This window comes from Synechococcus sp. W55.2, assembly GCF_047461635.1.
Taxonomy (GTDB): domain Bacteria; phylum Cyanobacteriota; class Cyanobacteriia; order Thermostichales; family Thermostichaceae; genus Thermostichus.
Genome location: NZ_JANSHM010000010.1, coordinates 1 through 25,370 on the forward strand (window position 1 = coordinate 1; position 25,370 = coordinate 25,370).

Annotated in this window: 26 protein-coding genes; 9 read left to right on the forward strand and 17 right to left on the reverse strand. The window is 59.1% G+C overall.

Annotated elements, in window-relative coordinates; genetic code table 11:
* From NW828_RS03705 to gcvP, 6 genes are all read right to left on the reverse strand, one after another.
* On the reverse strand, nucleotides 1–226 hold a 226-nt coding region (locus NW828_RS03705), incomplete at its 3' end, for a hypothetical protein (RefSeq protein WP_414381615.1).
* Nucleotides 227–285: 59 nt separating this feature from the next.
* The gene (locus NW828_RS03710; RefSeq protein WP_414381618.1) at nucleotides 286–1,941 is read right to left on the reverse strand and encodes an ABC1 kinase family protein; all 1,656 of its coding nucleotides are present in this window, start codon (nucleotides 1,939–1,941) and stop codon (nucleotides 286–288) included.
* A 45-nt stretch (nucleotides 1,942–1,986) separates the two neighbouring features.
* Nucleotides 1,987–2,568 carry a peroxiredoxin family protein gene (locus NW828_RS03715; protein ID WP_414332206.1) on the reverse strand — a complete coding sequence of 194 codons (582 nt, stop codon included), beginning with the start codon at nucleotides 2,566–2,568 and terminating at the stop codon, nucleotides 1,987–1,989.
* Nucleotides 2,569–2,605: 37 nt separating this feature from the next.
* Nucleotides 2,606–3,043 carry an SRPBCC family protein gene (locus NW828_RS03720; RefSeq protein WP_414381621.1) on the reverse strand — a complete coding sequence of 146 codons (438 nt, stop codon included), beginning with the start codon at nucleotides 3,041–3,043 and terminating at the stop codon, nucleotides 2,606–2,608.
* A gap of 2 nt (nucleotides 3,044–3,045) precedes the next feature.
* Entirely contained in the window at nucleotides 3,046–3,609 is a 564-nt protein-coding gene (locus tag NW828_RS03725) for a hypothetical protein (RefSeq protein ID WP_414381624.1), read from the reverse strand.
* A 141-nt stretch (nucleotides 3,610–3,750) separates the two neighbouring features.
* Nucleotides 3,751–6,717, reverse strand: a complete 2,967-nt coding sequence (gene gcvP / locus NW828_RS03730; RefSeq protein WP_414381627.1) for an aminomethyl-transferring glycine dehydrogenase — start codon at nucleotides 6,715–6,717, stop codon at nucleotides 3,751–3,753.
* Nucleotides 6,718–6,910: 193 nt separating this feature from the next.
* Between gcvP and psbU the strand changes: the two genes are divergently transcribed.
* The 3 genes from psbU to csaB all read left to right on the forward strand — a co-directional run bounded on the left by psbU (nucleotide 6,911) and on the right by csaB (nucleotide 9,488).
* Nucleotides 6,911–7,279, forward strand: a complete 369-nt coding sequence (gene psbU, locus NW828_RS03735) for a photosystem II complex extrinsic protein PsbU (protein ID WP_041436072.1) — start codon at nucleotides 6,911–6,913, stop codon at nucleotides 7,277–7,279.
* Between the two features lie 51 nt (nucleotides 7,280–7,330).
* Nucleotides 7,331–8,212, forward strand: a complete 882-nt coding sequence (locus NW828_RS03740; RefSeq protein WP_414381629.1) for an Rpn family recombination-promoting nuclease/putative transposase — start codon at nucleotides 7,331–7,333, stop codon at nucleotides 8,210–8,212.
* A gap of 190 nt (nucleotides 8,213–8,402) precedes the next feature.
* The gene (gene csaB, locus NW828_RS03745; protein ID WP_414381631.1) at nucleotides 8,403–9,488 is read left to right on the forward strand and encodes a polysaccharide pyruvyl transferase CsaB; all 1,086 of its coding nucleotides are present in this window, start codon (nucleotides 8,403–8,405) and stop codon (nucleotides 9,486–9,488) included.
* 155 nt (nucleotides 9,489–9,643) lie between these two features.
* Here csaB and NW828_RS03750 read toward each other — a convergent pair whose 3' ends face one another.
* Complete coding sequence (locus NW828_RS03750) at nucleotides 9,644–10,798, reverse strand: homocysteine biosynthesis protein (protein ID WP_414381633.1); 1,155 nt, start codon at nucleotides 10,796–10,798, stop codon at nucleotides 9,644–9,646.
* Nucleotides 10,799–10,927: 129 nt separating this feature from the next.
* Between NW828_RS03750 and NW828_RS03755 the strand changes: the two genes are divergently transcribed.
* Both NW828_RS03755 and NW828_RS03760 read left to right on the forward strand, forming a co-directional pair.
* Nucleotides 10,928–11,857, forward strand: coding sequence for an ABC transporter permease (locus tag NW828_RS03755; RefSeq protein ID WP_011431804.1), 930 nt, complete (start codon nucleotides 10,928–10,930; stop codon nucleotides 11,855–11,857).
* Nucleotides 11,854–12,678 carry an ABC transporter permease gene (locus tag NW828_RS03760; protein WP_414330751.1) on the forward strand — a complete coding sequence of 275 codons (825 nt, stop codon included), beginning with the start codon at nucleotides 11,854–11,856 and terminating at the stop codon, nucleotides 12,676–12,678. Before NW828_RS03755 ends, NW828_RS03760 begins: the two co-directional genes overlap by 4 nt.
* Here NW828_RS03760 and cpdA read toward each other — a convergent pair.
* The 4 genes from cpdA to NW828_RS03780 form a co-directional block, all read right to left on the reverse strand.
* Nucleotides 12,675–13,469: a 3',5'-cyclic-AMP phosphodiesterase gene (gene cpdA, locus NW828_RS03765; protein ID WP_414381635.1), complete on the reverse strand. Its 795-nt coding sequence runs from the start codon at nucleotides 13,467–13,469 to the stop codon at nucleotides 12,675–12,677. The two genes, NW828_RS03760 and cpdA, sit on opposite strands and share 4 nt — an antisense overlap.
* Nucleotides 13,470–13,792: 323 nt before the next feature.
* Entirely contained in the window at nucleotides 13,793–14,317 is a 525-nt protein-coding gene (psbP, locus tag NW828_RS03770; protein ID WP_414381637.1) for a photosystem II reaction center PsbP, read from the reverse strand.
* A 308-nt stretch (nucleotides 14,318–14,625) separates the two neighbouring features.
* On the reverse strand, nucleotides 14,626–15,384 hold the full coding sequence (locus tag NW828_RS03775; protein WP_414381640.1) for a PspA/IM30 family protein: 759 nt from the start codon (nucleotides 15,382–15,384) through the stop codon (nucleotides 14,626–14,628).
* Nucleotides 15,385–15,452: 68 nt separating this feature from the next.
* Nucleotides 15,453–16,136: a polysaccharide deacetylase family protein gene (locus tag NW828_RS03780; RefSeq protein ID WP_414350259.1), complete on the reverse strand. Its 684-nt coding sequence runs from the start codon at nucleotides 16,134–16,136 to the stop codon at nucleotides 15,453–15,455.
* A 339-nt stretch (nucleotides 16,137–16,475) separates the two neighbouring features.
* On the opposite strand from NW828_RS03780, the gene polA reads away from it, so the two are divergent.
* Both polA and grxC read left to right on the forward strand, forming a co-directional pair.
* Nucleotides 16,476–19,271: a DNA polymerase I gene (gene polA / locus NW828_RS03785; RefSeq protein ID WP_414381643.1), complete on the forward strand. Its 2,796-nt coding sequence runs from the start codon at nucleotides 16,476–16,478 to the stop codon at nucleotides 19,269–19,271.
* Between the two features lie 92 nt (nucleotides 19,272–19,363).
* Nucleotides 19,364–19,624 carry a glutaredoxin 3 gene (gene grxC / locus NW828_RS03790; protein ID WP_414381646.1) on the forward strand — a complete coding sequence of 87 codons (261 nt, stop codon included), beginning with the start codon at nucleotides 19,364–19,366 and terminating at the stop codon, nucleotides 19,622–19,624.
* Between the two features lie 11 nt (nucleotides 19,625–19,635).
* On the opposite strand, the gene NW828_RS03795 is transcribed toward grxC, so the two are convergent.
* Both NW828_RS03795 and NW828_RS03800 read right to left on the reverse strand, forming a co-directional pair.
* A complete protein-coding gene (locus tag NW828_RS03795; RefSeq protein ID WP_414381649.1) occupies nucleotides 19,636–19,932 on the reverse strand; it encodes a DUF2470 domain-containing protein in 297 nt (98 codons plus the stop codon).
* Nucleotides 19,933–20,137: 205 nt separating this feature from the next.
* Nucleotides 20,138–20,809 carry a hypothetical protein gene (locus NW828_RS03800; RefSeq protein ID WP_414381652.1) on the reverse strand — a complete coding sequence of 224 codons (672 nt, stop codon included), beginning with the start codon at nucleotides 20,807–20,809 and terminating at the stop codon, nucleotides 20,138–20,140.
* Nucleotides 20,810–20,908: 99 nt separating this feature from the next.
* Between NW828_RS03800 and NW828_RS03805 the strand changes: the two genes are divergently transcribed.
* Nucleotides 20,909–21,337, forward strand: a complete 429-nt coding sequence (locus NW828_RS03805) for a hypothetical protein (protein WP_414381655.1) — start codon at nucleotides 20,909–20,911, stop codon at nucleotides 21,335–21,337.
* Nucleotides 21,338–21,406: 69 nt separating this feature from the next.
* Here the strand turns inward: NW828_RS03805 and ispG are convergent, their stop codons facing one another.
* The 3 genes from ispG to NW828_RS03820 are packed head-to-tail and all read right to left on the reverse strand — an operon-like array spanning nucleotide 21,407 to nucleotide 24,068.
* A complete protein-coding gene (ispG, locus tag NW828_RS03810) occupies nucleotides 21,407–22,636 on the reverse strand; it encodes a (E)-4-hydroxy-3-methylbut-2-enyl-diphosphate synthase (RefSeq protein ID WP_414381657.1) in 1,230 nt (409 codons plus the stop codon).
* A gap of 49 nt (nucleotides 22,637–22,685) precedes the next feature.
* Nucleotides 22,686–23,507: an MOSC domain-containing protein gene (locus NW828_RS03815; RefSeq protein WP_414381660.1), complete on the reverse strand. Its 822-nt coding sequence runs from the start codon at nucleotides 23,505–23,507 to the stop codon at nucleotides 22,686–22,688.
* 45 nt (nucleotides 23,508–23,552) lie between these two features.
* Entirely contained in the window at nucleotides 23,553–24,068 is a 516-nt protein-coding gene (locus NW828_RS03820; RefSeq protein WP_011431791.1) for a bifunctional nuclease family protein, read from the reverse strand.
* Between NW828_RS03820 and NW828_RS03825 the strand changes: the two genes are divergently transcribed.
* Complete coding sequence (locus NW828_RS03825) at nucleotides 24,067–24,915, forward strand: cobalt-precorrin-6A reductase (RefSeq protein WP_414381663.1); 849 nt, start codon at nucleotides 24,067–24,069, stop codon at nucleotides 24,913–24,915. The two genes, NW828_RS03820 and NW828_RS03825, sit on opposite strands and share 2 nt — an antisense overlap.
* Nucleotides 24,916–24,940: 25 nt before the next feature.
* On the opposite strand, the gene NW828_RS03830 is transcribed toward NW828_RS03825, so the two are convergent.
* Nucleotides 24,941–25,297, reverse strand: coding sequence for a single-stranded DNA-binding protein (locus NW828_RS03830; protein ID WP_414381665.1), 357 nt, complete (start codon nucleotides 25,295–25,297; stop codon nucleotides 24,941–24,943).
* Between the last annotated feature and the right edge of the window lie 73 nt (nucleotides 25,298–25,370).

Genomic DNA, 25,370 nt, shown 5'->3' on the forward strand with positions numbered 1-25,370 from the left:
GGGGAACTCCACCCCTATTAAACCCAAGCAGGGCAAGGAATGCAAGGCCCATTTGCGAGGGATCCGGAAAAAAGTCGGCAAAAAGAGTTTTGGCGAGGGGGTTTTGTAGCCGGAAAGCCTTGTGGCGCAAGGCGTCGAGGGATCGAACGAAAGAATCGGCCTTTGCGGCTTTTGGCGGATCGCTCGCGGAGGCGTTGATACCGTTTTGGTGTTCTTTTGGAAACATCGAGATCCAGACAAGGGCAGTAGGGCCCTGAGTCCACTGATGAGCCAACCTCAGCCAATCTAGCCGCGCAGGCGACCGGAGCGCAGGATGCTGATGACGAGCCACAGCCCCAACAGGCTGGCCGCGCCGAAGAGGAGTTCGCTCAGCCCAAAGACCTGGAAGCGCTGCGTCTGAGCCGAGATGATGGCGGCCCCGACGATCAGAGAGCCGACCACAATGCTGTAGGAGAGGCGGTTGGCCGACTGATCCAGGCTGCTGCGGATCCCGTCCAGCTCTTGGATGGTCAAGTTCCAGCGCTGGGTTTCCGAGGTGATGCGGCTGAGCAGCAGCTCCATCTGGCGCGGCGATTGCAGAGAGAGATTTTTCAAATCCAAAGCCGTGCGCAGCAGCGAAGGCAGAGGGGCTTCCCCCAGCAATTGCGCCCGAAACACATCCGCCATCAGGGGGCGAAGCTGCTCCGGCAGGTTGTAGCCGGGGGTGAGCTGGCGGGCGATCCCTTCCAAATTGGCCAGCGCCTTGGCACAGAGGCCCAAATTGCCGGGAATGCGGATCTGGTTGCGCCGGGCCGCCTGCAGGATCTCAGAAAAGAGCTGGCTGAAGTTGAGCTCCGCAATGCTCAGGGTGTAGTACTGCCGCAGCAGACGCTCGTAGTCGCTTTGGAGCTGGGCCAAGCTAACCGGCTGCTCCCGCAAGCGGGCCGTGGATCTTTCCGGCAGGGCCAACTCTAGGGTCAATTCGGCACAGCGCTGGGCATCGAGGCTGACAATGGCCAGCATCAGCTCCAGCAGAATCTGCTGCGTGCGCGGATCCAGCCGCCCAATCATGCCGCAATCCAGCAGGGCCACGCGACCGGATCCCAGATAAAACAGATTGCCCGGATGGGGATCGGCGTGGAAATAGCCGTCGATGCAGATCTGCTGAAAAAAGGCGCGGGTCAAGAGGCGAGCGATGTTTTCCGGGTCCGCGTCGCTGCGATCCGCCTCCAACAGGGGCCGGCCCTCGATCCACTCCAGCGTCAACACCTTTGGCGTAGTGAGAGGCCAATGGATGCGCGGCACCACCAGTTGGGCCGGATCAAACCAACGCCCCCTTTGCAACTGTTGGCGGAGCTGCTCGGTGTGGCGGGCCTCTTGGGTAAAGTCCAGCTCTGCTTGAATGGCCCGGCAGAACTCATCCGCCAAGGCCACCACATCTGCCAACCTGCCGAACTCCGTTTGCGCCACCAGCTCGGCAATGCCCCGGATTAGCCGCGTATCCCGCTCCACCACCGCCTCCAGCCCGGGCCGCTGGATCTTGAGGGCCACCCACTCGCCGCTGACCAGACAAGCCCGATGGACCTGGGCAATGGATCCCGCCGCAACCGACTCTGTGTCCAGGCTGCTGAACACCTGCTCCAACGGCTGCCGCAACTGCTGCCGCAGCAGGATTTCCACCGCATTCCAGGGAACAGGAGGTACGTCGGCCTGCAGAGTGCTGAGGGCCTCGATGTACTCTCGCGGCAACAGGTCCGGACGGGTGCTCAGCAGTTGGCCTAGCTTGACATAGACCGGCCCCAGATCCACCAAAATGTTGCGCAGCACCATTGGGGGGGGCAGTTGGGGTTCCCCAGCCTTGCCAAAAGAGAGCAAGCGGCGCATGTAGTCCCAACCGTGGCGCAAAACCACCTCCAGGATCTCGGCCTGACGCGCCCCACTCTGGGCCAGACGGGCAAACATCGCAGTCTCTCTCCCTGGAAGTCCAATGGCAGAGAAGCCCGATCCCTAGAAAAAGGGGATAGGGGCCACCCTACGGGTTCCATCCCAGCCGGTTTGCAGCCCCTCCCGCAACACCCGCAGCACCTCATCGGTATCGGCATTGGGCTGGGCAAAGGAGAAAACATGCTTGAAGCGCAGTTTGCCCTCCCGATCCACAACGAACTGGGCCGGCAGGGGTGCTCCCAAAGCTTGGCCAACCCCATAGAGGCGGAAGGTTTTGCACTCGGGATCCACCAGCAGCGGGTAAGGCAGCTGCAGGTCTGCTTGAATCTGCTGGCTTTGAACCGGATCAGTGCTGGTGACCATCAGCAGCTCCGCCCCCAGAGCTTGGATCTCCCTGTAGCGGGCTTTCAGCTCTTGGATGTGGGGGTAGCAAAAAGGGCAAAAAAGCTTTTCGGTGAAGATACGAGTAAAAGCCAGAACCACCGGCTTTTGGCCGCGGTAGTCCGATAGCCGCACGGGATCCCCTTGCACGCGCGGCAGCTCAAAATCGGGGGCAATCTGGCCGATTTCCAGAGAAGTGTTGGCTGGTTGGGGGATGAAGTTGTCGGCAAAGCGACGGTTAAACAGTCCGCTGTTGCTGGTCATTGCAGTTTTTTACGTTTCTTTACTACTTGCCACCAGCCTAACCCAAAGCCTCGGCCACCGCCTTCAGCCGTCGGAGCTGGGCCCGCATATCCTGCTGGGTCGGCCCTGCTGCCAACAGGTAAAACCCTGCCGCCACCCAGGGACTGGGGATGCGGAAGTTGAAGCAATTGACTAGAAGGGTACCCCCCGGCTGGGGATGGCATTCCCAGCGGTCGGTTCCTTCAAAAAATCCCTTAAACTGCCACTGCACCAAGCCTTCTGCCCGCTCTGTAATCACGCAATCCAAGCTGGGGGATACAAACGGCAAGCGAAGGAAAAAGCGGTAGCGGCTGCCCAATTCCGCCAGAGGGGATCCCACCGCCTCGCAGCCCAACAGCGGGTTGAGCCAGCGCTTCATCAACTCCAGGTCGGTAAGGCAGCGATCCACCTGGGCCACGCTGGCCGCAATCTGAATCGACTGGGTATAGATGGGCATCCTCAGGGGGAAGTTGGGGGAGTGAGCTTGGCTGAAGAGAGGTCTTCTGCCGTGGCAGAGGGGGATACGGTGCTGAGCAAGATCAAGATATCGCGGTATTCCACCTGATCCGGCCCGCGACGGGGGGATCCCACTTGCACCACCGCCTGTTGGAGAGGCTTTTTGGGGTGGGGGGGAGACTCGAACACCAAGGTGCGGATCCCATTGGCCTGCTCGATGTCCGAGAGGATGTCCCAGCCCCGGCCCCACAGGGTGCGGCGGTAGTAGGCGGCAATCGCCTCCAGAGGCTGAGAGGTCTGCAAGATCAGGGAAGCAAGGCCCCCCTCTCGATCCCGAATCTGTCCCGAAGAGATGATGACAGCGTTGGGCAACTGCAAGTGACGGGGAAACTGGGGGGGAAGGGCGCGGGTATCCCCCAGGGAAGCCTCAAAGTGCGTGCCATCTTTGCCGATGTGACGCCGCACGGGATCCTGATCCACTTCTTGAGCAACCGGATCAGGCATCTTGCGGCAGGCCACGAGGGATCCCGCCAACAGCCCCAGGGTTAGCCGAGTAAGAATAGGCAAAGAACTTGGCCCCACTGACGTGAACCGCTCAAGACGGGGATTTTTTCTCATCCGTTGGCCAGGGATCCCTGACTGGTTATAGCGGATCCCGCCTTTGGATACAACCAATCTCCCTTTCTGGGCCAAGTTCCAGAGCAGCCATCATTCGTCGAGCCAGGGCTGACAACTGCACACCAGGTGGCGATCCCCGTAGGCGTTGTCGATGCGGCTGACGCTGGGCCAGAACTTGTGGGCCTTGACCCAAGGGAGCGGGTAGGCGGCCAGCGAGCGAGGATAGGGGCGATCCCAGTGGTCGGCAGCCACCACCTCGGCGGTGTGGGGGGCCAGCTTGAGGGGATTGCGCACCGGATCCATCTCGCCTCGCTCAATGGCGGCAATCTCCTGGCGGATGGCAATCATCGCCTCGCAGAAGCGATCCAGCTCCTCCAGAGATTCGCTCTCGGTGGGCTCCACCATCATTGTCCCCGGCACCGGCCAGGAGATGGTGGGGGCGTGGAAGCCATAGTCCATCAGGCGCTTGGCCACATCTTCCACCTCGATGCCGGCGCTTTTTTTCAGGGGGCGCAAATCCAAAATACACTCGTGGGCTACCCATCCCCCCGGCCCTTTGTAGAGCACCGGGTAGTAGGGATCCAACCGCTTGGCGATGTAGTTGGCGTTGAGGATGGCCACTTGGCTGGCCAGGGTGAGGCCGGCGGATCCCATAAGGCGAATGTAGGCCCAGGAGATGGGCAAAATGCTGGCACTGCCCCACGGGGCAGCGCTGACGGGGCCGTTACAGCCGGGCAAAACAGGATGGCCAGGCAAATAGGGCACAAGGTGGCGGGCCACGGCAATGGGCCCTACCCCCGGCCCACCTCCCCCATGGGGAATGCAGAAGGTCTTGTGCAGGTTGAGGTGGCAAACATCGGCCCCCAGCTCGGCAGGACGGCAGAGGCCCACCTGAGCGTTGAGGTTGGCCCCATCCATGTACACCTGTCCCCCCGCCTCGTGGATTATCTGGCAAATCTCGCGGATCCCTTCCTCAAACACACCGTGGGTAGAAGGGTAGGTGATCATCAAGGCGGCCAGCCGCTCCCCGTACTGCTCCACCTTGGCCCGCAGATCCTCAATGTCGATATTGCCGGCTTCATCACAAGCTACGCTCACCACCTGCATCCCCGCCATCACGGCGCTGGCCGGGTTGGTTCCGTGGGCCGAGGTGGGGATCAAGCACACCTGCCGCCGGCTTTCCCCTCTGGCTTGGTGGTAGCGGCGGATAGCCAACAGGCCGGCATATTCCCCCTGAGATCCGGCATTGGGCTGCAGAGAAACTCCGGCAAAGCCGGTGATCTCCGCCAGCATCTTTTCCAACTGGGCAAAGAGGGCTTGGTAGCCGCGGGCCTGCTCCAGGGGCACAAAAGGATGGAGCTGGGCAAACTCCGGCCAGGTGACCGGCATCATCTCCACCGTGGCGTTCAGCTTCATGGTGCAAGAGCCCAAGGGGATCATGGAATGGGTGAGAGCCAGATCCCGGCTTTGCAGGCGGTGGATATAGCGCAGCAGCTCAGTTTCCGAGTGGTAACGGTTAAAGACCGGATGGGTGAGGTAGGGGGTGGTGCGCAGGAGCTGGGGCGGCAGGCTCTGGCCCAAGTCCAGCTCTGGGCTGTCGGGATCCCAAGCTGGCGGTAAGGACTCCGTTCCGCTGCGGGGAAGGGTTCCGGCGAAGATCTCCCACAGATCCCGCAGATCCTGAGCGGTGGTAGCCTCATCCAAGCTGATCCCCAGCGTCTGGTCATCGATCTGGCGGAGGTTGATCTGTCGCTGGGCAGCGCCGGCCTGGATCGCCTGCACCTGCTCTGGAGAAGCTACCTTGACCCAGAAGGTATCGAAGAAATGCTCGGGCCCCACCTCATAGCCCAACTGACGGATCCTGGTGGCCAAGTGATGGGCCTGGCGGTGGATGCGCTCGGCTATGTGTCGCAAGCCGCGGGGGCCGTGGTAGACGGCATACATAGAAGCCATCACCGCCAAAAGCACCTGGGCAGTGCAGATGTTGCTGGTGGCCTTGTCCCGCCGGATGTGCTGTTCGCGGGTCTGTAACGCCAAGCGCAGGGCCGGCTTGCCTTGAGCATCTTGAGAAATCCCCACCAGCCGTCCTGGCAGCAGCCGCTTGTGGGCCTCGCGGGTGGCGAAGTAAGCCGCATGGGGGCCACCATAGCCCAAGGGCACCCCGAAGCGCTGGGTGGATCCCACCACGATGTCCGCTCCCCACTCTCCTGGGGGTTGCAATAGGGTTAAGCTGAGCAGGTCGGCAGCCACCGTCACCACCATCCCCTTTTGGTGCGCCTGCTCCACCAACTGCCGGTAATCCCGGATTTCCCCATAGGTGCTGGGATATTGCAACAGCAGCCCAAAGCCCTTCTCCGGGCAAAACTCCGCCAGATCCGTCACGCGCACCTGGATCCCCAAGGGCTCTGCCCGCGTCTGCACCACTGCAATCGTCTGGGGATGACAGCCCCGATCCACCCAGAAAACTGGGGATCCCCTGCCTGCCAAGGTGTAGGCAAGAGCCATGGCTTCGGCGGCTGCGGTGGCCTCGTCCAGCAGGGAAGCATTGGCGATCTCCATCCCCGTCAGGTCGATCACCATCGTCTGGAAGTTGAGCAGGGCTTCCAACCGTCCCTGGGCAATCTCAGCTTGGTAGGGGGTGTAGGGGGTGTACCAGGCAGGGTTTTCCAGGATGTTGCGCTGAATCACCGGTGGCGTCAGGGTGTTGGAATAGCCCATGCCCAAAAAGGAGCGCCACACCTGGTTCTGGGCCGCCATTGCCTGCAGTTCCGCCAACACCTGCTGCTCAGGGCAAGGGGATCCCAATTGCAAAGGCTGGCTGCTGCGAATGGCCGGCGGCACCGCCTTCTCCACCAGCTCCTGCAGCGAACTCAGCTCCAACACTTGCAACATCTGCCCAATTTGCCGGGCATCCGGCCCAATGTGCCGTCTGAGAAAGAGTTCGGTCTGCCCCAGCAACTCCAGCTCCGGAGAAGGCGTGGGTTGTGGGATCCCTGGAGATGGATCCCGGCTGGGGGGGTCAAGTCGAGTCGAGTGGAGAAGGGCCAAGTCGGACATGGTGCGATAGCCGAGAAAGGGAGAGCAAGAAAGACTGTCTCCTGATCATAGTTGTTAAAAATTGTTTCTGTCGGGATCCAAATCCTGTCTTGGCCCTCGATTCGGGGTGGAGGGGATGAGACACTAGATGGTCGGAGAATGTTAGCAACCTATACAGATGAGCCTTTTGGATTCTGCTTGGAGAAGTGATGCTATGCGCTGGCTGCTGTCCATCTTGGTTCGTGTGGTGTTAGTGCTCTGTCTGTGCTTCGCTCCTTTGGGGATCCCTGTTGTGGCCAGGGCCGCAGAGCTTCCCCCGGTAAAGCACTTGGACACTCCGATTGACGTGAACAACACCATCTTGCGCAACTACCGCCAACTGCCCGGCTTCTATCCCACCCTAGCTCGCATCCTGGTGAAAAATGCCCCCTACAAGAGCCTGGAAGACATGTTGCAGATCTCAGGCCTGACAGAGCAGCAAAAGGCCCTGATCAAAGCCAACGCCGAGAACTTCGTGTTTGGCGAGTATCAGGAAGGGGCTAACCAACTGGAAAACCGCATCAACCAAGGGTACTACGGCTGATCTCGGCAGAGGGGCCATCGGGAGAATCGGCTTTTGTAGGAAAGGGATCCTGTGGCCTACGATAACGTCTGCAAGTACTTGGTGGAATGGTTCCCCGAGTCCTTTGCCCGGTGGCTGCTGGGATCCCCTGTTTCCTTGGCTCAGCTACAGCCGACGGAGCTGTCCACCGAGCCCATTCGAGCGGACTCTCTTATCCTGCTGCGGGCCCAAAACTTAATTTTGCATCTGGAGTTTCAAACCGACCCGGATCCCGATATCCCCTTCCGCATGGCCGACTATTGCCTGCGCCTGTTCCGTCGCTATCCCGACCAGGAGGTGCGGCAGATTGTCATCTACCTAAGAAAAACCCAGTCAGAACGGGCGTACCAAACCTCTTTTCAACGGGGATCCCTTTCTCATCGCTTTGAGGTCTTGCGCCTGTGGGAACAAGATCCAGAGGTGCTATCCCGATACCCAGGCCTCTTGCCCTTGGCGGTACTGGCAGAGCCGGACAATCCAGAACCCCGTCTGCGGCAGGTGGCCAGAGCCATAGCTGAGATGGAGGATCCCAAGCTGCGGCAGGAGTTGAAAGCGGCCACTGCCGTCTTAGCAGGATTAACATGGACGCCAGAGGAAATCAGCAGGGTTCTGGGAGGTTTGGCTGTGCGGGAATCGACCATCTATCAGATGTGGCGAGCAGAAGCCCTCAAAGAAGGGCGAGAGGAGGGCCTGAAACAAGGCCTAGAGCAAGGTCTGCAACAAGGTCTGCAACAAGAGGCTGCTCGACTGACCTTGAGTCAACTGCAGCGCAAGCTGGGGCCCCTGCCGGAAGACCTCTCTGAGACCATCCGCCGCCTGCCCACCGAGCAATTGGAGGGGTTGGCAGAGGCTCTGCTGGACTTTCAGACGCTGGCCGACCTGACCCAGTGGCTAGAGGAGCTGGCATCTGCCTAGGTTTTGCTGTCACGGCCTTTTCCCAATTTTTGTCGGCATCTCTCTCCTGGGAGGAGCTCTGCCATGGTGGCGGTCTGGATTCCCAGAGAAAGCAGTAGATTGAACTGAGTTCTCGATAAACCGGGCTGAATGCAACCCAACCTTGACCTCAGCAGGATCCCAGCGCGACTTTCCTGAGCGAGCCGGTTCTATGCAAGGGCCTCGGGTTTTGATCTGCGGCTACCATGGCTACGGAAATGCTGGCGACGAAGCCCTGTTGCTGGCTCTCTTACGACAGCTAGAGCAGTTGCCCGACCCTGTGCAGCCGGTGGTGCTCTCCCCTTGCCCTGCCGAAACGGCTGCCACCTATGGGGTGCTGGCCTGCCCCCGCTTTGACGGCTGGGCTTTGCAGCGCTATCTGGCCCAGGCCCAGGCTTTCATCTGGGGTGGAGGTGGCCTGCTGCAGGATCGCACCAGTTGGCGCAGCCCTCTCTACTACCTGGGGGTGATGGGCCTAGCCCAGCGCTGGGGACTGAAGACCCTTGCCTGGGCCCAGGGGATCGGGCCGCTGCAGCGGGGGTGGATTCGCGCACTAGCCCGTCGCTCGTTGGCAGGTTGCACGGCCATCAGTGTGCGGGATGGGGTTGCCTCCCAATGGCTGCAAGAGTGGGGGATCCCTCACCAGGTGGCTCCGGATCCCGTCTGGAGTTTGCCGTCCAAAACCTTGCCGGAATGGGAAACGTGGCCTCAGCCCCGCATTGCTGTGGTCTTGCGTCCGCATCCGCAACTGACTGGAGCCTGTCTAGAAGCTTTGAGCCAGGGTTTACAGCGTCTCCAGGCTTCCACGGGGGCATACCTTCTCTTCGTGCCCTTTCAGCTGGCTCCTCCCGGATCCCCTGACCTTGGGCCAGACTACCACTTGGCTCAGCAGCTTCAGCAGCGCCTACCCCACCGTAGCCAAGTGCTGGAAATTCGGGATCCCTGTCTATTGAAAGGAGTCTTTCGGGGTGTCAGGCTGGCGATCACCATGCGCTACCACGGATTGGTGATGGCGGCGGCAGAGGGCTGCGCCTGTTTTGGTCTCAGCTACGATCCCAAGGTGAAAACGCTGCTCCAGGAATTGGGCATGCCTGGCTGGGATCTGCAGGAGATGCCCACCGATCCTGAAGCCTTACACCAAGCTTGGCTGGCCTGCTACTCAGAGGGCCTAGCTCTCAGCCCTGCCCAAGCTGACCTGTGGGCGAGGCAATCGGCTCAGCACGCTCAGTTGTTGAGACAGCACCTGAAGTGGGGTTGATGGGGTTGCCTGGAGAAGTTGCTGCCAGGGCGAATTCCGGTAGCGGTTCTTCTGGAGAGCCGCTTTACCCCAAAAGTAGGGAGGCACGGTGTCCCCGAACCAAAGCGCTGCGTGCATCCGCTTGAGGAGGCCCCCAATTCATTGAGGGGAGGACGTCACCTGAGAGGGTTTTGGGGGAGAAACTCCCGATCCAGGGGCAGGGGGGCGACAGGTTGGGTGAGGGTAAATTGGCCGCTTTCTATCCACTGCTTGAGGATTTCGGCAATTTGCATGGAGCGGCGCAGGCTGGCCAGAGGGGCAGTGCGAACCTTGCGGCCATTGAGGGTGATCTGGCCGGATTTGAGCTGGGCATAGCTCACCAAGCCAAAGGTGGGCCGCACCCGGCGGGGAATGGAAAAGTCGATCACCGGTGCCACCAGTTCTTCATCCCGGATGGCGATGGCCTCCAAATCCGCAGGAGCGAGGATGGGAATGGGGATCCCGACCCCCAACATCAAGCTGGGACCGTAGTTGCGGAAGTAGCAGCCCCTCACCCATTCCGCCTGCATTTGCTTGGCATCCCCAATCAGGGCTAGAGTGGCCGCCGGGCCGATGGGAGTTTGGTTGGGCAATCGCTTTTGCAGCGGAAAGTGTTGGGTGCCCTCCCAGGCGACGTAGCCGATGCCGCCTCCCAAAAAGATGCGGCTGCCGATCCCCACCCGGCGCAACAGGGGATCGTTCAACAAGGGGGATAGCTCTCCCGGGTTGGAATAGACGGCATTGCCCAGATGCGGTTCCAACAGACCCAAGTAGGTGTACAAAGGCCGATCCCCGCCGTTCACCCCGACGATGAAGTTTTGGTAGGCATTGCGGGGGTTGAACAGGTAAAACTGGTTGAGCTGATCCCGAGTCAGGGTGGTCTCGTAGTCGGCGCGGGGGTAACAATCGGTCACTTGGCCGATGGCCCGCAAATGGACGCGCTTGCCCGCCACCAGGTCGGCAATGACATGGCCGCCCCCATAGGCTTGATCCGCTTGCTCGCTGGGTTGGGCTGCCCCCAGGTAAAGATCCACCGCGCCAAATCCGGCATAGGCCGGTACCCCGTTCAGCCAAGCTTGGCGAATCTTGATGGGCGGATCCGTATGGCCCAGGTTCACAATGGCTCCTGAAGACTCCATTGGCTCAAAGGTGCCGGTGGTGATCACATCCACCTGCTCAAAGGCTTCCTGGATCCCCAAGGTGGCCAGCTTGGCTTTGGCTTCCAGGGCCGTCCACACCCGCACCTGGCCTTTGGCAATGCGTTGGTTAATCTGGTCTAGGGTTCTCTCCATGGGATGTAAAGATCGCAATGGTTGGTCGCGTTGGCGGTGTGGAGCACTAGGCAGTCTTGATCGCTTGATCGTCGAGGGATCCGCTCCCATCTTGAATTCTCTCGTGAGGCAGCTCTTGGGACTGGCTCAATGAATAGCTTAAATGGACGGGGATCTGGGCCGGTGGGGCTTAAGGGGATCCGGCAGTATGGGCCGCTTTTGCCGGCGTTGGGGTTGGTGGGCCTGCTCTACGGCGGGGGGCTGCTGCTGGCTCTGGCCCAGAGTGTGGGCCTCTACGGCCTGGGCGAGAGGGGGTTTACCCTGCAGGGGTATGGGGAGCTGCTGCGGGATGCGGAAGTCGGGGGATCCCTGTTGCTCAGCCTCAGAATCGCTCTGTTGGCAACGGGGTTGGCGCTGCTTTTGGGGCTGGGGCTGGCGCTGCTGTTGCGGGGGGTGGGGGGGTGGGCCATCTGGCTCGGCCAGTTGACGCTGCCGATTCCTCATTTGGTGGGGGTGGCGGGGATGCTGCTGCTGCTGGGGCCCAGCGGTTGGCTGGCGCGGCTGGCCTTCCAACTGGGCTGGATTGCCTCGGATCAGGATTTTCCCTTGTGGGTGAACGACCGCGGCTATGTGGGGGTGTTGCTCTATTGGCTTTGGAAGGAGATCCCGTTTGCCGCTCTGGTGGCGCTGACGCTGCTGCGCGGGATGGGATCCGAGCTGGAGCAACAGGCTCGGCTGCTGGGGGCTTCTGCCGCCCAGACGTTTTGGTATGTAACGCTGCCCTTGCTGAGGCCGGGGCTGCTGGCCACCGGGATTCTCATCTTCGGCTTTGTCTTCAGCGCCTTTGAGGTTCCCTTGCTCTTAGGGCCCACCTACCCGCGCACCTTGCCCGTTCTGATCTATCAGCGCTTCACCCACATCAACCTGGAGCAGCGGCAGCAGGCGGTGGCGCTGGGGATCATCCTGCTGGCTGTCTCGGCAGCGGTGGTCAGCCTAATCGGAGGGCTGTTTGCAGCCAGAGTATCCTTTCTGCAGCTGCCGTTTGGCTCAGCGGGACGGAGTCCTTGGAGAAAGCCGTGAAAGGACGCAGATGGATTGGGGGATCCCTGCTCCGCCTTGGGGTGGCCGGAGTGGCCCTCCTTTGGGCTTTGCCCTTTGGGGTGCTGGCCCTTTGGGCCTTCACGCGGGCCTGGTATTTTCCCGATGCCCTGCCCCGGGCATGGAGCATAGCCGGTTGGCAGCAACTGCTGAGCTGGGGATCCCAGTTCCGGGCAGCCTTCGGCCAGAGCTTGCAAATTGCCCTGTTTACCACCCTGCTGGCCTTGGGGGTGGGGATCCCGGCAGGGCGAGTTTTGGGCACCCGTCCCGTGCCTGCCTGGCTGCGCCTGCTGCTGCTATTGCCCATCATCACCTCTCCTTTGGCCGTATTGATGGGCATCCAAGGGGTGCTGATTCGCCTGCGGCTGGACAGTACCCTGCTGGCGGTGGTTTTGGTGCATCTGATCCCCACCATTCCCTACATGGCTCTGGTGATGGGCAGTGTGTTCGCCCGTTTCGACCGCGGCTACGAGGCGCAGGCCCGCTGTTTGGGGGCGGATCCCTGGCAAGTGTGGTGGCAGGTGACGTTGCCCCTCATTGCCCCTGGGGCAGCCATTGGGGCGGTATTTGCCTTTTTGATCTCTTGGAACGAATTTTTGCTCACCTTCTTTGTCGGCGGTGGGCGGGTTCTCACGCTGCCAATGCTGCTCTACAGCCTTTTGCAAGGGGGAAACAATACCCTGGTGGCTGCAGTGGCCTTCCTGTCGCTGCTGCCGGGGTGGTTGGCCTTGCTGGGGGCCAGCGTCTGTTTGGGGCAGGCCATCGGGCTACCCCCCACAGAGGTTCAAGAGGGGGAGAGCTAATATCCCTTCAGGGCCAGGTTGGGCCGTTGCAGAGCAGCTCCCACCCGTTGAACCTGAGTTTTGAAGCTGCCATCTCGCTCCAACCATATCTGCCTCAGGGCAGGGGGAATTACCTCCAGGCCAAACTGGGGGCTCTTGGGACGAAATTGCACACAGGTTGAGGGACAAGCCAGGTAATCAACCCCCTCCCGCCGGCGGTGCAGGTCTTGGTGAATATGGCCGAATACAACGAGGCGGATGTGGTCGAACTCGTCCAGAACCCCAAACAACCGCTCCGGCTGCTGCAGGGCACTTTGATCCAGCCAGGCAGAATCCACCGAAAAAGGGGGATGGTGCAGGGCCAACAAAACATGGTGTTGGGCGGCTTTGCTCCGCTGCAATTCTTGTTTCAGCCACAGCAGCGTGCGCTCCGTCAGGTAACCGCTATCTTTGCCGGGCACGAGGGAGTTCAACAAAATAAAGCTCCAATTTTCCCGGCTGAAGCTCTTGTCCCCAAATAGCCGCTCGGCATGAAGCTCTTGGTTCATGGTGTGCAGGCGATCGTGGTTGCCCGCCAACCAGTAAGTATCGATGGGGAGAGTTTGCAAATGGGCTCTCAAACGAGCGTAGGATGCTGCACTGCCATCTTGAGAGAGATCTCCGGTAAGCAGCAGCAGATCGGGCAAGGGATCCAGAGCGGCAATGGCCTTTTGCACCTGCAGGAAAGAGGCTTCCGTGTCCACCCCCAGCAGCCGGTGATGGGGCTTGGCAAACAGATGCAGGTCGCTGATCTGAACCACGTATACGGTCATAGAGCAGGCCCAAGAGGGTGGGATCCCATCTCCGCAGGTTCAAAACACTACCGTTCTAGCACCAGATGGCCCGGCTGGAACCCGTATGTAGGGTCATTTCGATTCAAGCTAGGACACTGCACCCACACCCAAAACGTTGGTCGCGTCTTCGCGTCAGCGTTGCGGAGCAATAATCCCCAGAACCACAAGGCTTTTCTCAGTAGCCCAGGCGTCTCGCCCCCAACCTAAAATGACCATAACTCAGCCCTAAAGGGCTCAACCTTAACCTACCCAAGTCCGTCAACCCGGTTCAATCCCTTGAGAAAATCCTCTCAGGAAAAGCTTTAGGAAACATTCAGAGAGCGGCCCACGTTCCTAAAGGCAGCTTGCACCTGAGGCCAGCGGGATTCCTGGGTAGAGGCCGTCAGCGTATAGAGGCGATGGTGCCGAACGGTTACCGTCACCACCTCATGACGAAGCTGGGATCCCATATCGGTTTGGTATTCCAGCAGGTAATAGGGGTGCTCCTGCCGCTCAAAGGCTTCGGCAGCCAACAGCTTGGCCGAGCGACCGGATCCCTCAGGAGCAATGATCTTCTCCGCCACCAACTGCCCCACCTCATCCGGGCTGCCCAAATCGGCAATCGTCTCCCCCTTGTCAAACGGGGCGATCATCAGGCTGACGTTCTCGGTCTCGTACACCAGGTCGCGCAGGAGAACCACTGGCCCTTTTCCCGGCCCAAGATTGACCGCCACCATGCCATTGGGGTAGGCAAAAGCAAAGGCTCCGCTGGGATCCCTGTAGGCCCGTAGGTTAGAGCCTGCGGAACAGGCACCGACCACCAAGCTGAGGCAGACACAGAGCAGCAACAGCGCTCTAGACAGCCACGGGCTGGTTGCGTAAGTGGGCCACAGGCCTGATCGGGCAGAATGCGCGCCTCGTGCTGCTGACATTGCTGGGATCCTCTCCTCAGATGGGTTGCCTATTGTTCCTTTATCATCCTAGTACGAGCGCGCCAGCTCTAACCCCTTGGCCTGGGTGCCGGGCGTGCTCAGGCCTGAGTATCCAGCCCAGTTGGCCGGACTGCGCCCACGGAAAACTCCGGCTCAGCAGCGTGGTCGCCGATGTCGGCTGAGACTGAAAACAGGGGATCCTACCGGCCTAAAAGCAACTGCCGCTATTGAGGGAGCCGCTTCTCGAAATCCAGATCCGGTAGCGGCAGGTTGGCCTGGGCACCTCCTTGGCCGGTGAGCATTGCCAAGCGGCGGGAGATTTCATCGTCCATGGCCATTTCATCCAATTGGGCAGCAATCTGCTCGCTGCGATCTTCCGAGAGCTCGCTCATGGCTCGGGATCTGAGCTGGCGAGCCTGGATAGCATTCTTTGCCGCCTCAAATTGGGACTTGGCCGAGTCGATGTTGTAGGAATTGTTGATGCGGGTCATCTGCTCCAGAGCTTGGTTCACCTCGTTGATGTCTTTGAGGTTGCTCAGCTCGCTCTTGTAAGCGGCCAATCGCTCTTTCTCGCGGGCCAGCTTTTGCTTGGCGGCGTTGACGTAGCGCTCGGCAGTTTCCACGTTCTCCTTAAGGGGGCCGAGAATGGCCTCAATTTGCAGCGCTTGGGACATAGCCAGGCGGGCAGCCTCTTGATCGCCCCGTTGGGCGGCCAGGCGAGCTTTGTTCTCCAGGGCCTGGTACTCCCGCACCTTTTGCATGTACTTCTGCTCAGCCCGCTGATAGGCGGCTACTTGGGTGGCAACGGCTTCCGTGAGACGCTGAACCGTCTCCTGCATCGTGCGTAGGGATTCTTCCGCCACCATCACCGCCTCTGTGCCACCTTTCTCCACCGGGATCCCCCACAGCCAGTTCCAAGTTCCGACGATAACGCTGCCGGCCCGTTGCCCAAAAATGCCGTAGATGATCTTGCGTGCGCCCATGGCTTGACCCTCCTGCCTACGCGTGCCTCTACTGTATTTAATTTATTTCTCCCCAACTGGTAAAGATCTCAGGGATCCGGCAAGTGGACAAATTCAAATCCCCGCTTCTTCAAAGTTGGGATCAACTGCCGCGTTACCTCAACCACTTGGGCTCCTCCTTGTACCCCATCGTGCAGCACGATTAAGGAGCCAGGCCGCACCTGTGCCAGCACCCGCTCCACTACCACCGATACCGGTGGGATCAGCCAATCCTCAGGCACCACGCTCCACATCACCGGACAAAAGCCCCAACGGCGCAAATCCGCAAGCGTCTGCGGCCAAAACAAGCCATTAGGCGGGCGCACAGCCCGATAATCGTCAGGGATCCCGCCACAGGCAGCCACGAGGGTGGTTTGGCTGCGCTTCAGGCTCTGATAAAGCTCTCCAGGGGCAAGCTCGGTAAAAGGGCGATGCTGCCAGCCGTGAAGGCCAATGCGGTGGCCTTGTTGGCGGATCTGACGGGCCAGGTGGGGCCAGCGCTGCACCCGTTCTCCCAACACAAAAAACGTGGCCGGCACCTGAAAATCCATCAAAACCTGCAACAAAGCAGGGGTGTACTCAGGGTGAGGGCCATCGTCAAAGGTCAGAGCCACCCGCTGGGTATGGGGATCTGCCGGCAACTCCCACAGGCCGTCGGGAAAGAGGGTCTTGAGGCCCCAATGCAGGGGTGGGTAGAGAGATGGAGGCAGGATTTGCTGAGAAGAGAAGAGCATTGTGGCGGGCTGTATTTTGTCCAGAACCAGAGGGCAATGCTTTGGGTGATCAACTGGGTAACAAATTTAGGTATTGCCGATTGAGCCAACCAATTGAAAAAATGGGCATGAGCATTGTAGCCCGCAAAACGGAAATCAGGGTTGGCGGGCCCGTCGGTGGGCTTTTGGATCTCGTCCTAGCCAGTTGTGATTACAGATTGTGCCTACAGATTGTGATTACAGAAGTTGCCATTGGGTGTCGGCAGCAGCCCGCCGCTCGAGTTCTTGAGACGGATGTGGGATCCCTTCTGCCCATAGCCCAGATCCGATAGGCTAGATTCACCCTCAAGGTATCAGCTGATGGCTTGGCAAACTCCAACACTGCTGCTGGTGGATGGTCACTCTCTGGCCTATCGCTCCTTCTACGCCTTTGCCTACAGCCGCGAGGGGGGGTTGCGCACTTCCACTGGGATCCCCACCAGCGTCAGCTTTGGCTTTTTGAAATCGCTGTTAGAAGTCTTGGACAAATACACCCCTACCCATGTAGCCGTTGCCTTTGATACACGGCAGCCCACTTTTCGCCACGAGGCCGACGAAACCTACAAATCAGGCCGCCCGGAAACGCCGCCGGAGTTTATCGAAGATGTGGAGAACCTGAAGCAGGTGTTGACGGCACTACGCATCCCGATTTTGGTGGTGCCTGGTTTTGAAGCCGATGACATTTTGGGCACCCTCAGTAGGCTAGCCCCCCAAGATTACCGGGTGCAGATCTTAAGTGGCGATCAAGATCTGTTCCAGTTGATCGATACCGATGGAAGAGTTCGGGTTTTGCACCTCAACAGCAAAGATCGCATCAGCGAGTTTGGCCCCGAACAAGTGAAAGAAAAATTGGGCATCTGGCCTTGGCAGGTGGTGGATTATAAGGCCCTCTGTGGTGACCCTTCTGACAACATTCCCGGGGTGAAAGGGATCGGCCCCAAGCGAGCTGTGGAGCTGCTGGAGCGCTACGGCAGTTTGGATGAAATTTTCGACCACCTGGACGAGATCCAAGGAAAAGTCCAGCAATACCTCAAAGAAGGGATCCCGGCGGCCCATCACTCGCAATTTATGGCTCGGATCAAATGCGACGTTCCTCTTTCTCCCGACTGGGAGAGCATGAAATTAACCGGGTTTGATCAAGCAGAATTGCTGCCGCTGCTGGAAAAATTGGAGTTTCACAGCTTCATCGCCCAAGTGCGCAAAATACAAACGGCTTTGGGGGGGATCCCAACCGAGGCAGAGGTGGTCGGCGCTTTTAATCCCACCGGGGCTCCTGCAAACGCTCCTGACGAAGCCCTGTGGTTTGATTTTGCCCTCGATCCCGTCCCTTCTCTGCCGGCGGTGCGCATCATCGATACGCCGGAGCAACTGGAGCTGTTGCGGCAAGAGCTGCTGGCCTGCCCAGGGATTGTAGCTTGGGATACTGAAACCACCAGTCTAGATCCACGGGATGCCCAATTGGTGGGGATCGGCTGTTGTTGGTCAGAGGGAGATATCGCCTACTTGCCCATCGGCCACCGCCAGGGATCCAACCTGGATTGGGAGCTGGTTAAACAAAGCCTGCAACCCCTTTGGGAAGATCCCAACCGACCCAAAAGCCTACAAAACTGTAAGTACGACCTGAGCATTTTCCGCGCCCACGGGATCCGCCTGCAAGGGATCCAGTTTGATCCCATGTTGGCCAGCTACGTTTTGGATCCAGAAGCCAGCCACAACTTGGCCGATTTGGCAGCTACCCATTTGAATTTGCCAACCACCAGCTACAAAAAGTTGCTGGGCAAGGAACAGTCCATTGCCGATATCCCGATTTCCAAAGTTGCAGAATACTGTGGAACCGACGCCTATTGTGCCTATCGTCTGGTGCCAATCCTCACCGAAAAGCTGCAGAAAACCGATCCACGCCTGTGGGATCTTTTTATTCAAGTCGAGCTGCCCTTGGCCCAAGTTTTGGAAGAGATGGAGTGGATCGGCATTCGTGTTGATACCGAGTTTCTGAGGCAATTTTCCCAAGAGCTGGAACAAGAGCTGCAAAGTTTGGAGCAGAAAGCCTATGCCCAGGCCGGAGAGACCTTCAACCTCAATTCTCCCAAACAACTGGGATCCCTGCTCTTTGAAAAGCTGAAATTGGACATTCGCAAAACCCGCAAAACGGCTACTGGCTATTCCACTGATGCCTCAGTTTTAGAAAAGCTAGAGGGGGATCATCCTCTCATCGAAACCATCGTGCAATACCGCACCTTGGCCAAGCTGAAATCGACCTATGTGGATGCTCTGCCTGCCCTGGTAAGAAGCGATACCGGCAGAGTCCACACCGACTTTAACCAAACCGTTACTGCCACCGGCAGGCTCAGCTCCTCAAACCCCAACTTGCAAAATATTCCCATTCGCACCGAGTTCAGTCGCCGGATTCGACAAGCTTTTATTCCCCAAGAGGGATGGCTATTGGCGGCAGCAGATTACTCTCAAATTGAGCTGCGCATTTTGGCCCATCTCAGCCAAGAACCTGCCCTGGTGGAAGGTTTTCGCTCAGGAGAAGATGTGCATACCCTGACCGCCCGCCTGCTCCTGGAAAAACAGGAAATAACCAGCGAAGAACGCCGCCTGGCCAAAACGATCAACTATGGGGTGATCTATGGCATGGGAGCGCAGCGCTTTGCCCGCACTGCGGGGGTTTCTTTGTCGGAAGCCAAGCAATTTTTACAGCGATTTAACGAGCGCTACGCCGGCATTTTTGCCTATCTGCGCTCCACTGAAGCCTTTGTGGAAAAGCATGGCTATGTAGAAACGATCTTGGGTCGCCGTCGCTATTTTCCCAATTTGTCTCGTCTGACAGGCCATCGCAAACAAGCGGAATTGCGGGCAGCTGTGAATGCTCCCATTCAGGGATCCGCCTCGGACATTATCAAAGTAGCAATGGTGCGCCTGCGGCAAAAGCTGCAGAACTTTCGTTCCCGCTTGCTCCTGCAAGTGCATGATGAGCTGGTGTTTGAGGTGGATCCCTCGGAATGGCAGGCCCTAAAACCGCTGATCCAAAGGGAAATGGAAGGAGCGGTGCCCCTCTCCATACCGCTGGTTGTGGATATCCAAATCGGCCACAACTGGAAGGAAGCCAACTAGACCATGGGAGGCAGAAAACCCCAGGTTTGCAAGGAAAGGGATCCCGGCTCCGTGAAAATGTTAAGCTATGTAAAAGCGTTTGTTGTTTTCTTATGACTGTTGAGATTTACACCTGGCGTTTTTGTCCCTTTTGCATCCGGGCTAAGCAACTGCTGGATCGCAAAGGCGTGAAGTATATCGAGTACGCCATCGATGGAGACGAGGCAGCACGGGCGGAAATGGCCAAGCGGGCCAACGGCCGCCGTTCGGTGCCGCAGATTTTCATCAACAACCAGCACATCGGCGGCTGCGACGATCTTTATGCCCTTGAGTCCCGAGGCCAGTTGGATCGGCTCCTGCAACAGGTCAGCTAATCCCGTCTCCATTACTTCATAGCTTGCTTAACTTGGGCACGGGCCTGCTTTACCATGGCAACTAAGGTGTGATGGGCGTCCTCAGAGTCCCGCAGGGGGTGGTCGAAGCGGATCCGCAGCGTTTGTACGGCCCCGTCGACCTGCACCCGCAAGTCCATCCCTTCCGGGTCAATGGCCTGCATGCGGGCTTGGGTAACTCCTTCCACCTGGCCAAAGACCCTGGCGTAGAGGGCTATTGCATCGGCATGATCTTCGTTCATGTGCTTGCAGATGCGCTCGCTAACTTGGGGGGTGAGAGGATCGCCCATGGCAGTTGTTTTTAGCTTACAGCCCTCAGTTTAAAGCTCCCGCCAGTCCACAGTAAACTACCCAACCCTACCCCTGGCCAGTACAATAATGCGGCTAACCCAGCGTTAAAAGCGGCGCTCCCGGATAGGCAGCCGTTTAGGTTTCAGAATAAAAAGGCAGGGATCCCTTCCCCTCCATCCCAGAGAACACCAGGGATCCAGGGGATCAAGCTTGTCCTTGGGCCTGTAGCTCCAACAGCTCATCTGCCATATCCAAAAAAGCCTCCCGATCCAGATAGGAGACATCTCCCACCCACTCCCCCAGCTTGACCACATAGACCTCGCTCAAGGTGGGCCGGCGCTGCAAATCGCGGGAATAGGCTTTCACCAACCCGAGCACCGATTGCTTTTTGACAATTCGCCTGTAGCGGGGATCGTCCTTGGCCCGCACACGATAGACGACTCCGGTCTCATCGCCAATTTCCATCTCAAACTGGCGCTCCCGCACCTCTTCAATGTAGAAGTTGCCCTCTTCATCCAGCTTTTCTCGCTCTTCCACCACCACCTCGTAGCGGCGAGTGCGCAACACCTGCCCAAAAAACAATCCCCCATAGGGAATCTCGCGAAAGGCTAGCTGACGGCGGGAGATGGTATAGAGCGGCCCCCACAGGAAGGGATAGAGCAACGAGAGAATCCCGAGCAGGAAGGCGATTGCCCCCAGAAAGGATCCCTCGCCAAAAGCGCGGGAAAGAACCAGCAGCGCCACGCCCACCAAAATGGCCGTGATGATGCGGCCCGTGCTCTTGAGGGCATCGCTCCAGTAAGCCGCATACTGAAGGCGCGTTGGCACCACCGGAATCACCGATTCGCATTCTTCTGGGGTTAGCTCCAACAACATGCTCCAAGGATCCTCGCAATGCCACACTCCATCTGCAACCCTGGTGAGGGCGGGCCAGACCTTATCTTAAAATGAGGCAGGGCTGCTTCGCCGCCGGGCTTGTCTGCTGCCAGTTCTTGCACACTTCCCATTTCCATGCTGACAGGATCCCATTGCTCCTCGACCGGCCAGGCCATCAGACAGCAGGTGGCCCAGTTGGACGAGGGATCCCGTCGCGACAAGGCTTGGCTGGGGGATGCGGTGTTGAGCTTGTTTGCCCGGCAGTGGCTGCTTGGGCCACCTCAAGACTGGCAAGTGCCCTCCCCGCCCAGTTGTGACCTGAATCGCGCAGAACTCTTCACTTGGCTGACCTCCAACCAATTTTTGTCGGCCTTCAGGGATCCCACGCAGGTTGAGGCGGAAATCGGCCTGATTTACGAAAAAGAAGGTCTACAAGCAGCGTTTGAATATATCCAGGCGCACCTGCTGCCTCTATTTGTAAGACAGGTGAACAACCGCGCCAAAGCTCTGCGTGGCAAACGCCACTAGCCAGTTTCTGAGCGAAGCAAGAGCGCGGCAGGATGGCTGGGCAGGTCGCCTCTTGAGGGGGAAGCAGAGTTAATGGGAAGAAGGGGGATCCACCCAGCGCCCATCGGCTTTGATCAGATCGATCAGCGCCTGCACGCCTTCCGATTCCGGCACCCTTTTCACTTCCTCTTTGCCGCGGTAGAGGGAGATCACCCCTGGCGTTTTACCCACATAGCCGTAGTCGGCGTCGGCCATCTCTCCCGGCCCATTGACAATGCAGCCCATCACGGCAATGTCCAACCCCACCAGATGCTGAGTTGCAGCACGCACCTTCTGCAGCACTTCCTCCAAATTGAACAGGGTGCGGCCACAAGAAGGGCAGGCCACATACTCCACCATGGTTTTGCGCAGGTTCAGAGCTTGCAAAATGCCGTAGGCCACCGGGATCTCCTTTTCCGGCGCTTCCGTAAGAGAAACCCGAATCGTGTCGCCGATCCCTTCAGCCAAGAGGGTTCCGATCCCCACCGCCGACTTGATGCGGCCATATTCCCCGTCTCCGGCCTCGGTGACGCCCAAGTGGAAGGGATAGTTTAGGCCCAGGGCATCGAAGCGACGGGCTGCTAGACGGTAGGCCGCCAACATGACCTGCGGGCGGGAAGCCTTGAAGGAAAGCACCACATTGTGAAAGTCTTGCTCGGCGCAGATTTGGGCAAATTCCAGGGCCGACTCCACCATGCCCTCAGGCGTATCCCCGTAGGTGAAGAGCATCCGCTCTGCCAGGGATCCATGATTTACCCCAATGCGCAGGGCTTTGTTCTGGGCTTTGAGGGTCTGGACAAGGGGGGTGAAGGTTTCCCGGATTTTGTTACGAATGGCCTCAAATTCGGCTTGGGTATATTCTGTGCGACCGGGCTGAGGTTTTTCAAAGATGAACAACCCCGGATTGATGCGCACCTTGTCCACGTATTTGGCCACCTCCAGGGCGATCTTGATGCCGTTGTGATGGACATCGGCTACCAAAGGCACCGGCTTGTAGGTTTGGATCAGCTTCTCCCGAATTGCCTCCATCGCCTTGGCATGGGCCATGCTGGGAACGGTAACCCGCACAATCTCTGAGCCTGCCTCGTGCAGACGGCGGATCCCGGCCACTGCCGCGTCGACGTCGAGGGTGTCCTCGTTAATCATGGACTGTACCACCACCGGGTGCTGGCTGCCGATCAACACATCAGCTACGGCCACCGTACGGGTGGGGCGACGGGGATAGACCGGTTCTGGGTAGGGCTGCTGGGTGGGGGCGTTGGGCCGATCCAGGGTTTGCATAGCTTGGTCAAGCCAAAAGAGCTGCTCTAGCTTGATTGTAGGTCGGAAACTAACCTGGGGTTCGATTCAGCTCAGGGTAAAGGCTGAGGGGTTCAACCCCGAGGATTTCGACGGGATCCCCAACCCTCAGGTGCTTGCCCGCCTCCGTTCTCGGGATCCACGTATTGATCCCAAGGCGATAGAAATGGTCAAAGCGGCTGGCTTCGGCCCAGGGTGGCAAGGTTTTCTGCCGTTGCGCTACGAAGTGCTTTTGAAAACCGGGATAGGCCTCTCCGCTCAGGGGATCCCGGGTGGGCACCACACAGCGGGCGCAGGGGTTGAGGCCCAGCAGCTCCACTTCCCCAATGCGAAAGCGCACCCCTTGATCTGCGCGGGCAAAGAGACGATCCTCCCAAAAGGCAGAGCAATCCGACAGCTCGATATTCATGCGAAAGCGCTGCCGAACCGCTTCCAGGGTCAAGTTGGGGAACCAACCGGCCACCGTCTCCAGAGTGGCTGTGCTGATCAGGGTGGGGCCGTCGGCATAGGGATCGTCTGGAAATCCCCTGACAGGATCCTCCAGCAGTTGCACCGGAAAGCCCAACCAGTGGCTGAGCCAAGTTTGTAAAGCATCCCGCTGCTGCTGCAGGTCAAACTGGGCCGTCTTGCCATCCCCCCACAACTGCACCTGGCCCAACTGGGGATCAAACCGGGCCCGCAGGCGGTGGACTGCAGCATGGCGTTTGCCGTTCACCCGCTTCCCCTCCGCATCCACCAGGGCGTAGCGCCGATCCCCCTCCAAAGTCCCCCCCGCCGTCAGCCTCACCTCAGACAAAGAGATCCCATCCAGGGACTTGATGGGATAGACCGTTAACCTGGCAACCTGGGGCATGGCCTGTCTGCCGGGATCCCTGGGGGTGGGATCCGCCTTAGCTGCTTAACTGTCGGCTTCGGTGGGATGGTCGGTCATGGGGTAGCTGCGGATAAAGTCTCTGGGGGTTACATTTTCTACAAACTTGCGAAAGGCCTCCCGCTCTGCTTCGTCGGCATCCTGGTTCATGGGGATCGAGGCTTCCGCAATGACCTCTTCCACCGTCCAGATGGGAACATGGGCCCGCAGAGCGAGGGCAATGGCGTCGCTGGGGCGGCAGTCGATCTCTTGTTTTTTGTCACCATTCACGGTGACGAGCACCGCGTAGAAGGTGTTATCCAGCAACGCGTGAATGATGACTCGCTCCAGCTTGATCCCCCACGTCTTCCAGGAATTGAGGATGAGATCATGGGTCATGGGGCGCAGTGGCTTTTGGTCGTCCAGGGCCTGCAAAATGGCGTTGGCCTCTGCTTTTCCCACCCAAATGGGCAGGGCACGACGCTCACTGCCATCGCGCAGGATGACAATGGGGTTTTGGTTGACGGCATCGACCGCAATCCCAGCCACATGCATCTCGATCATGAGCAATTGCCTCCAGCCGGTGATCTTGATCGTATCTACGGGCGTCAAAGTTTGGCAACACACCATGAGCTCAGTTGGTAGTCCAGTTGAAGTGGCTTTGATCGGGGGCACCAGCGAGAGCCGCAGCTTGGCCGACGCCCTCAGCCGGCAGGGGATCCCTTGGGTGGCAACCGTCACCACCGAAGGGGCCAGAAGACTGTATCAGGATTTGCCTGGTCAGGTGGTGGTCACCCGATTTTCGCCGCCATCTCTGGAACAATTCCTGCAAGAGTGCCGGATCCGCGTAGTGGTGGATGCCTCTCATCCTTTTGCCCAGCAAATCTCGCAACTGGCCATCCAGGTGACGGCTCAACTGAGGATCCCCTACCTGCGCTACGAACGCCCTCCTCTGGAGCTGGATCCCTGGGTCCAGGTGGTGCCGGATTGGCAGGGGGTGCTCACAGATGCGGTGCTGGCAGGGCGGCGGGTGCTGTTGACGGTGGGAGTGAAGGTGCTGCCCCTGTTTGTGCCTTGGCAAGATCGCTGCCAACTGTGGGCACGGGTGCTGCCGGAATCGGTTTCCCAGGCGGTGCAAACGGGGATCCCTGCCGAGCGGGTGATCGGGATGCGCTTGCCCCTCAGCTTGGAGCAGGAACTACAGCTTTGGCAACAGCTCAGCCCTCAGGTGGTGATCAGCAAAGCCTCTGGGGAAGCAGGCGGGCTGGGGATCAAGCAGGCGGTGGCCAAAACCCTGGGGATCCCTCTGTGGGTGATCCGCCGACCCCCGTTGGACTATCCCTGGTGCAGCCAGGATTTGACAGAAGTGGTGCAGGAATGCAGGCGATGCTTGGGCAGAGCCAAACCTTGAGGTTGCCCGGCTCCGGCCAGACAAGTCAAAACGGCTCTTCGGGGGGCAGGTTGGCGTCGCGGTCTTGACGGGATCCCAGCAGTTCCAGCCGATCCACAGCGATGATGGGCCTCTGGCGCTCTTCTCCGGTGGATTTGTCTGTCCAGCGATCAAACTTCAGTCTGCCCGTTACTCCGATAAGACTGCCTTTGCGCACATACTCTCCCGCCACCTCGGCAGTGCGGTCCCACAACTCTAGGCTGAACCAATCGGGCTTGTCTTCCCCTTTGCGGAATCGGTTGACCGCCAAGCTAAAAGTACAGACCACCTTGCCCGACTCAAAGTAGCGCACCTCCGGATCCATGCCGGCTCGCCCCACCAAGGTCACCAGGTTCAAGCTCATGGGTAGTTTCTCCAGACCGCCAGTAGATCTAGCCTTCGTTGTAGCGCTCGCAAGGGATCCCTGTCATCTTTTG

Bases quoted from the DNA above. Each gene is read 5' to 3' on its own strand.
- NW828_RS03710 (WP_414381618.1), bottom strand. From the start codon at position 1,941: ATGTTTGCCCGTCTGGCCCAGAGTGGGGCGCGTCAGGCCGAGATCCTG.
- NW828_RS03715 (WP_414332206.1), bottom strand. From the start codon at position 2,568: ATGACCAGCAACAGCGGACTGTTTAACCGTCGCTTTGCCGACAACTTC.
- NW828_RS03720 (WP_414381621.1), bottom strand. From the start codon at position 3,043: ATGCCCATCTATACCCAGTCGATTCAGATTGCGGCCAGCGTGGCCCAG.
- gcvP (WP_414381627.1), bottom strand. From the start codon at position 6,717: ATGTCCGACTTGGCCCTTCTCCACTCGACTCGACTTGACCCCCCCAGC.
- psbU (WP_041436072.1), top strand. From the start codon at position 6,911: ATGCGCTGGCTGCTGTCCATCTTGGTTCGTGTGGTGTTAGTGCTCTGT.
- csaB (WP_414381631.1), top strand. From the start codon at position 8,403: ATGCAAGGGCCTCGGGTTTTGATCTGCGGCTACCATGGCTACGGAAAT.
- NW828_RS03750 (WP_414381633.1), bottom strand. From the start codon at position 10,798: ATGGAGAGAACCCTAGACCAGATTAACCAACGCATTGCCAAAGGCCAG.
- NW828_RS03755 (WP_011431804.1), top strand. From the start codon at position 10,928: ATGAATAGCTTAAATGGACGGGGATCTGGGCCGGTGGGGCTTAAGGGG.
- cpdA (WP_414381635.1), bottom strand. From the start codon at position 13,469: ATGACCGTATACGTGGTTCAGATCAGCGACCTGCATCTGTTTGCCAAG.
- NW828_RS03775 (WP_414381640.1), bottom strand. From the start codon at position 15,384: ATGGGCGCACGCAAGATCATCTACGGCATTTTTGGGCAACGGGCCGGC.
- NW828_RS03780 (WP_414350259.1), bottom strand. From the start codon at position 16,136: ATGCTCTTCTCTTCTCAGCAAATCCTGCCTCCATCTCTCTACCCACCC.
- polA (WP_414381643.1), top strand. From the start codon at position 16,476: ATGGCTTGGCAAACTCCAACACTGCTGCTGGTGGATGGTCACTCTCTG.
- grxC (WP_414381646.1), top strand. From the start codon at position 19,364: ATGACTGTTGAGATTTACACCTGGCGTTTTTGTCCCTTTTGCATCCGG.
- NW828_RS03795 (WP_414381649.1), bottom strand. From the start codon at position 19,932: ATGGGCGATCCTCTCACCCCCCAAGTTAGCGAGCGCATCTGCAAGCAC.
- NW828_RS03800 (WP_414381652.1), bottom strand. From the start codon at position 20,809: ATGTTGTTGGAGCTAACCCCAGAAGAATGCGAATCGGTGATTCCGGTG.
- ispG (WP_414381657.1), bottom strand. From the start codon at position 22,636: ATGCAAACCCTGGATCGGCCCAACGCCCCCACCCAGCAGCCCTACCCA.
- NW828_RS03815 (WP_414381660.1), bottom strand. From the start codon at position 23,507: ATGCCCCAGGTTGCCAGGTTAACGGTCTATCCCATCAAGTCCCTGGAT.
- NW828_RS03825 (WP_414381663.1), top strand. From the start codon at position 24,067: ATGAGCAATTGCCTCCAGCCGGTGATCTTGATCGTATCTACGGGCGTC.
- NW828_RS03820 (WP_011431791.1), bottom strand. From the start codon at position 24,068: ATGATCGAGATGCATGTGGCTGGGATTGCGGTCGATGCCGTCAACCAA.
- NW828_RS03830 (WP_414381665.1), bottom strand. From the start codon at position 25,297: ATGAGCTTGAACCTGGTGACCTTGGTGGGGCGAGCCGGCATGGATCCG.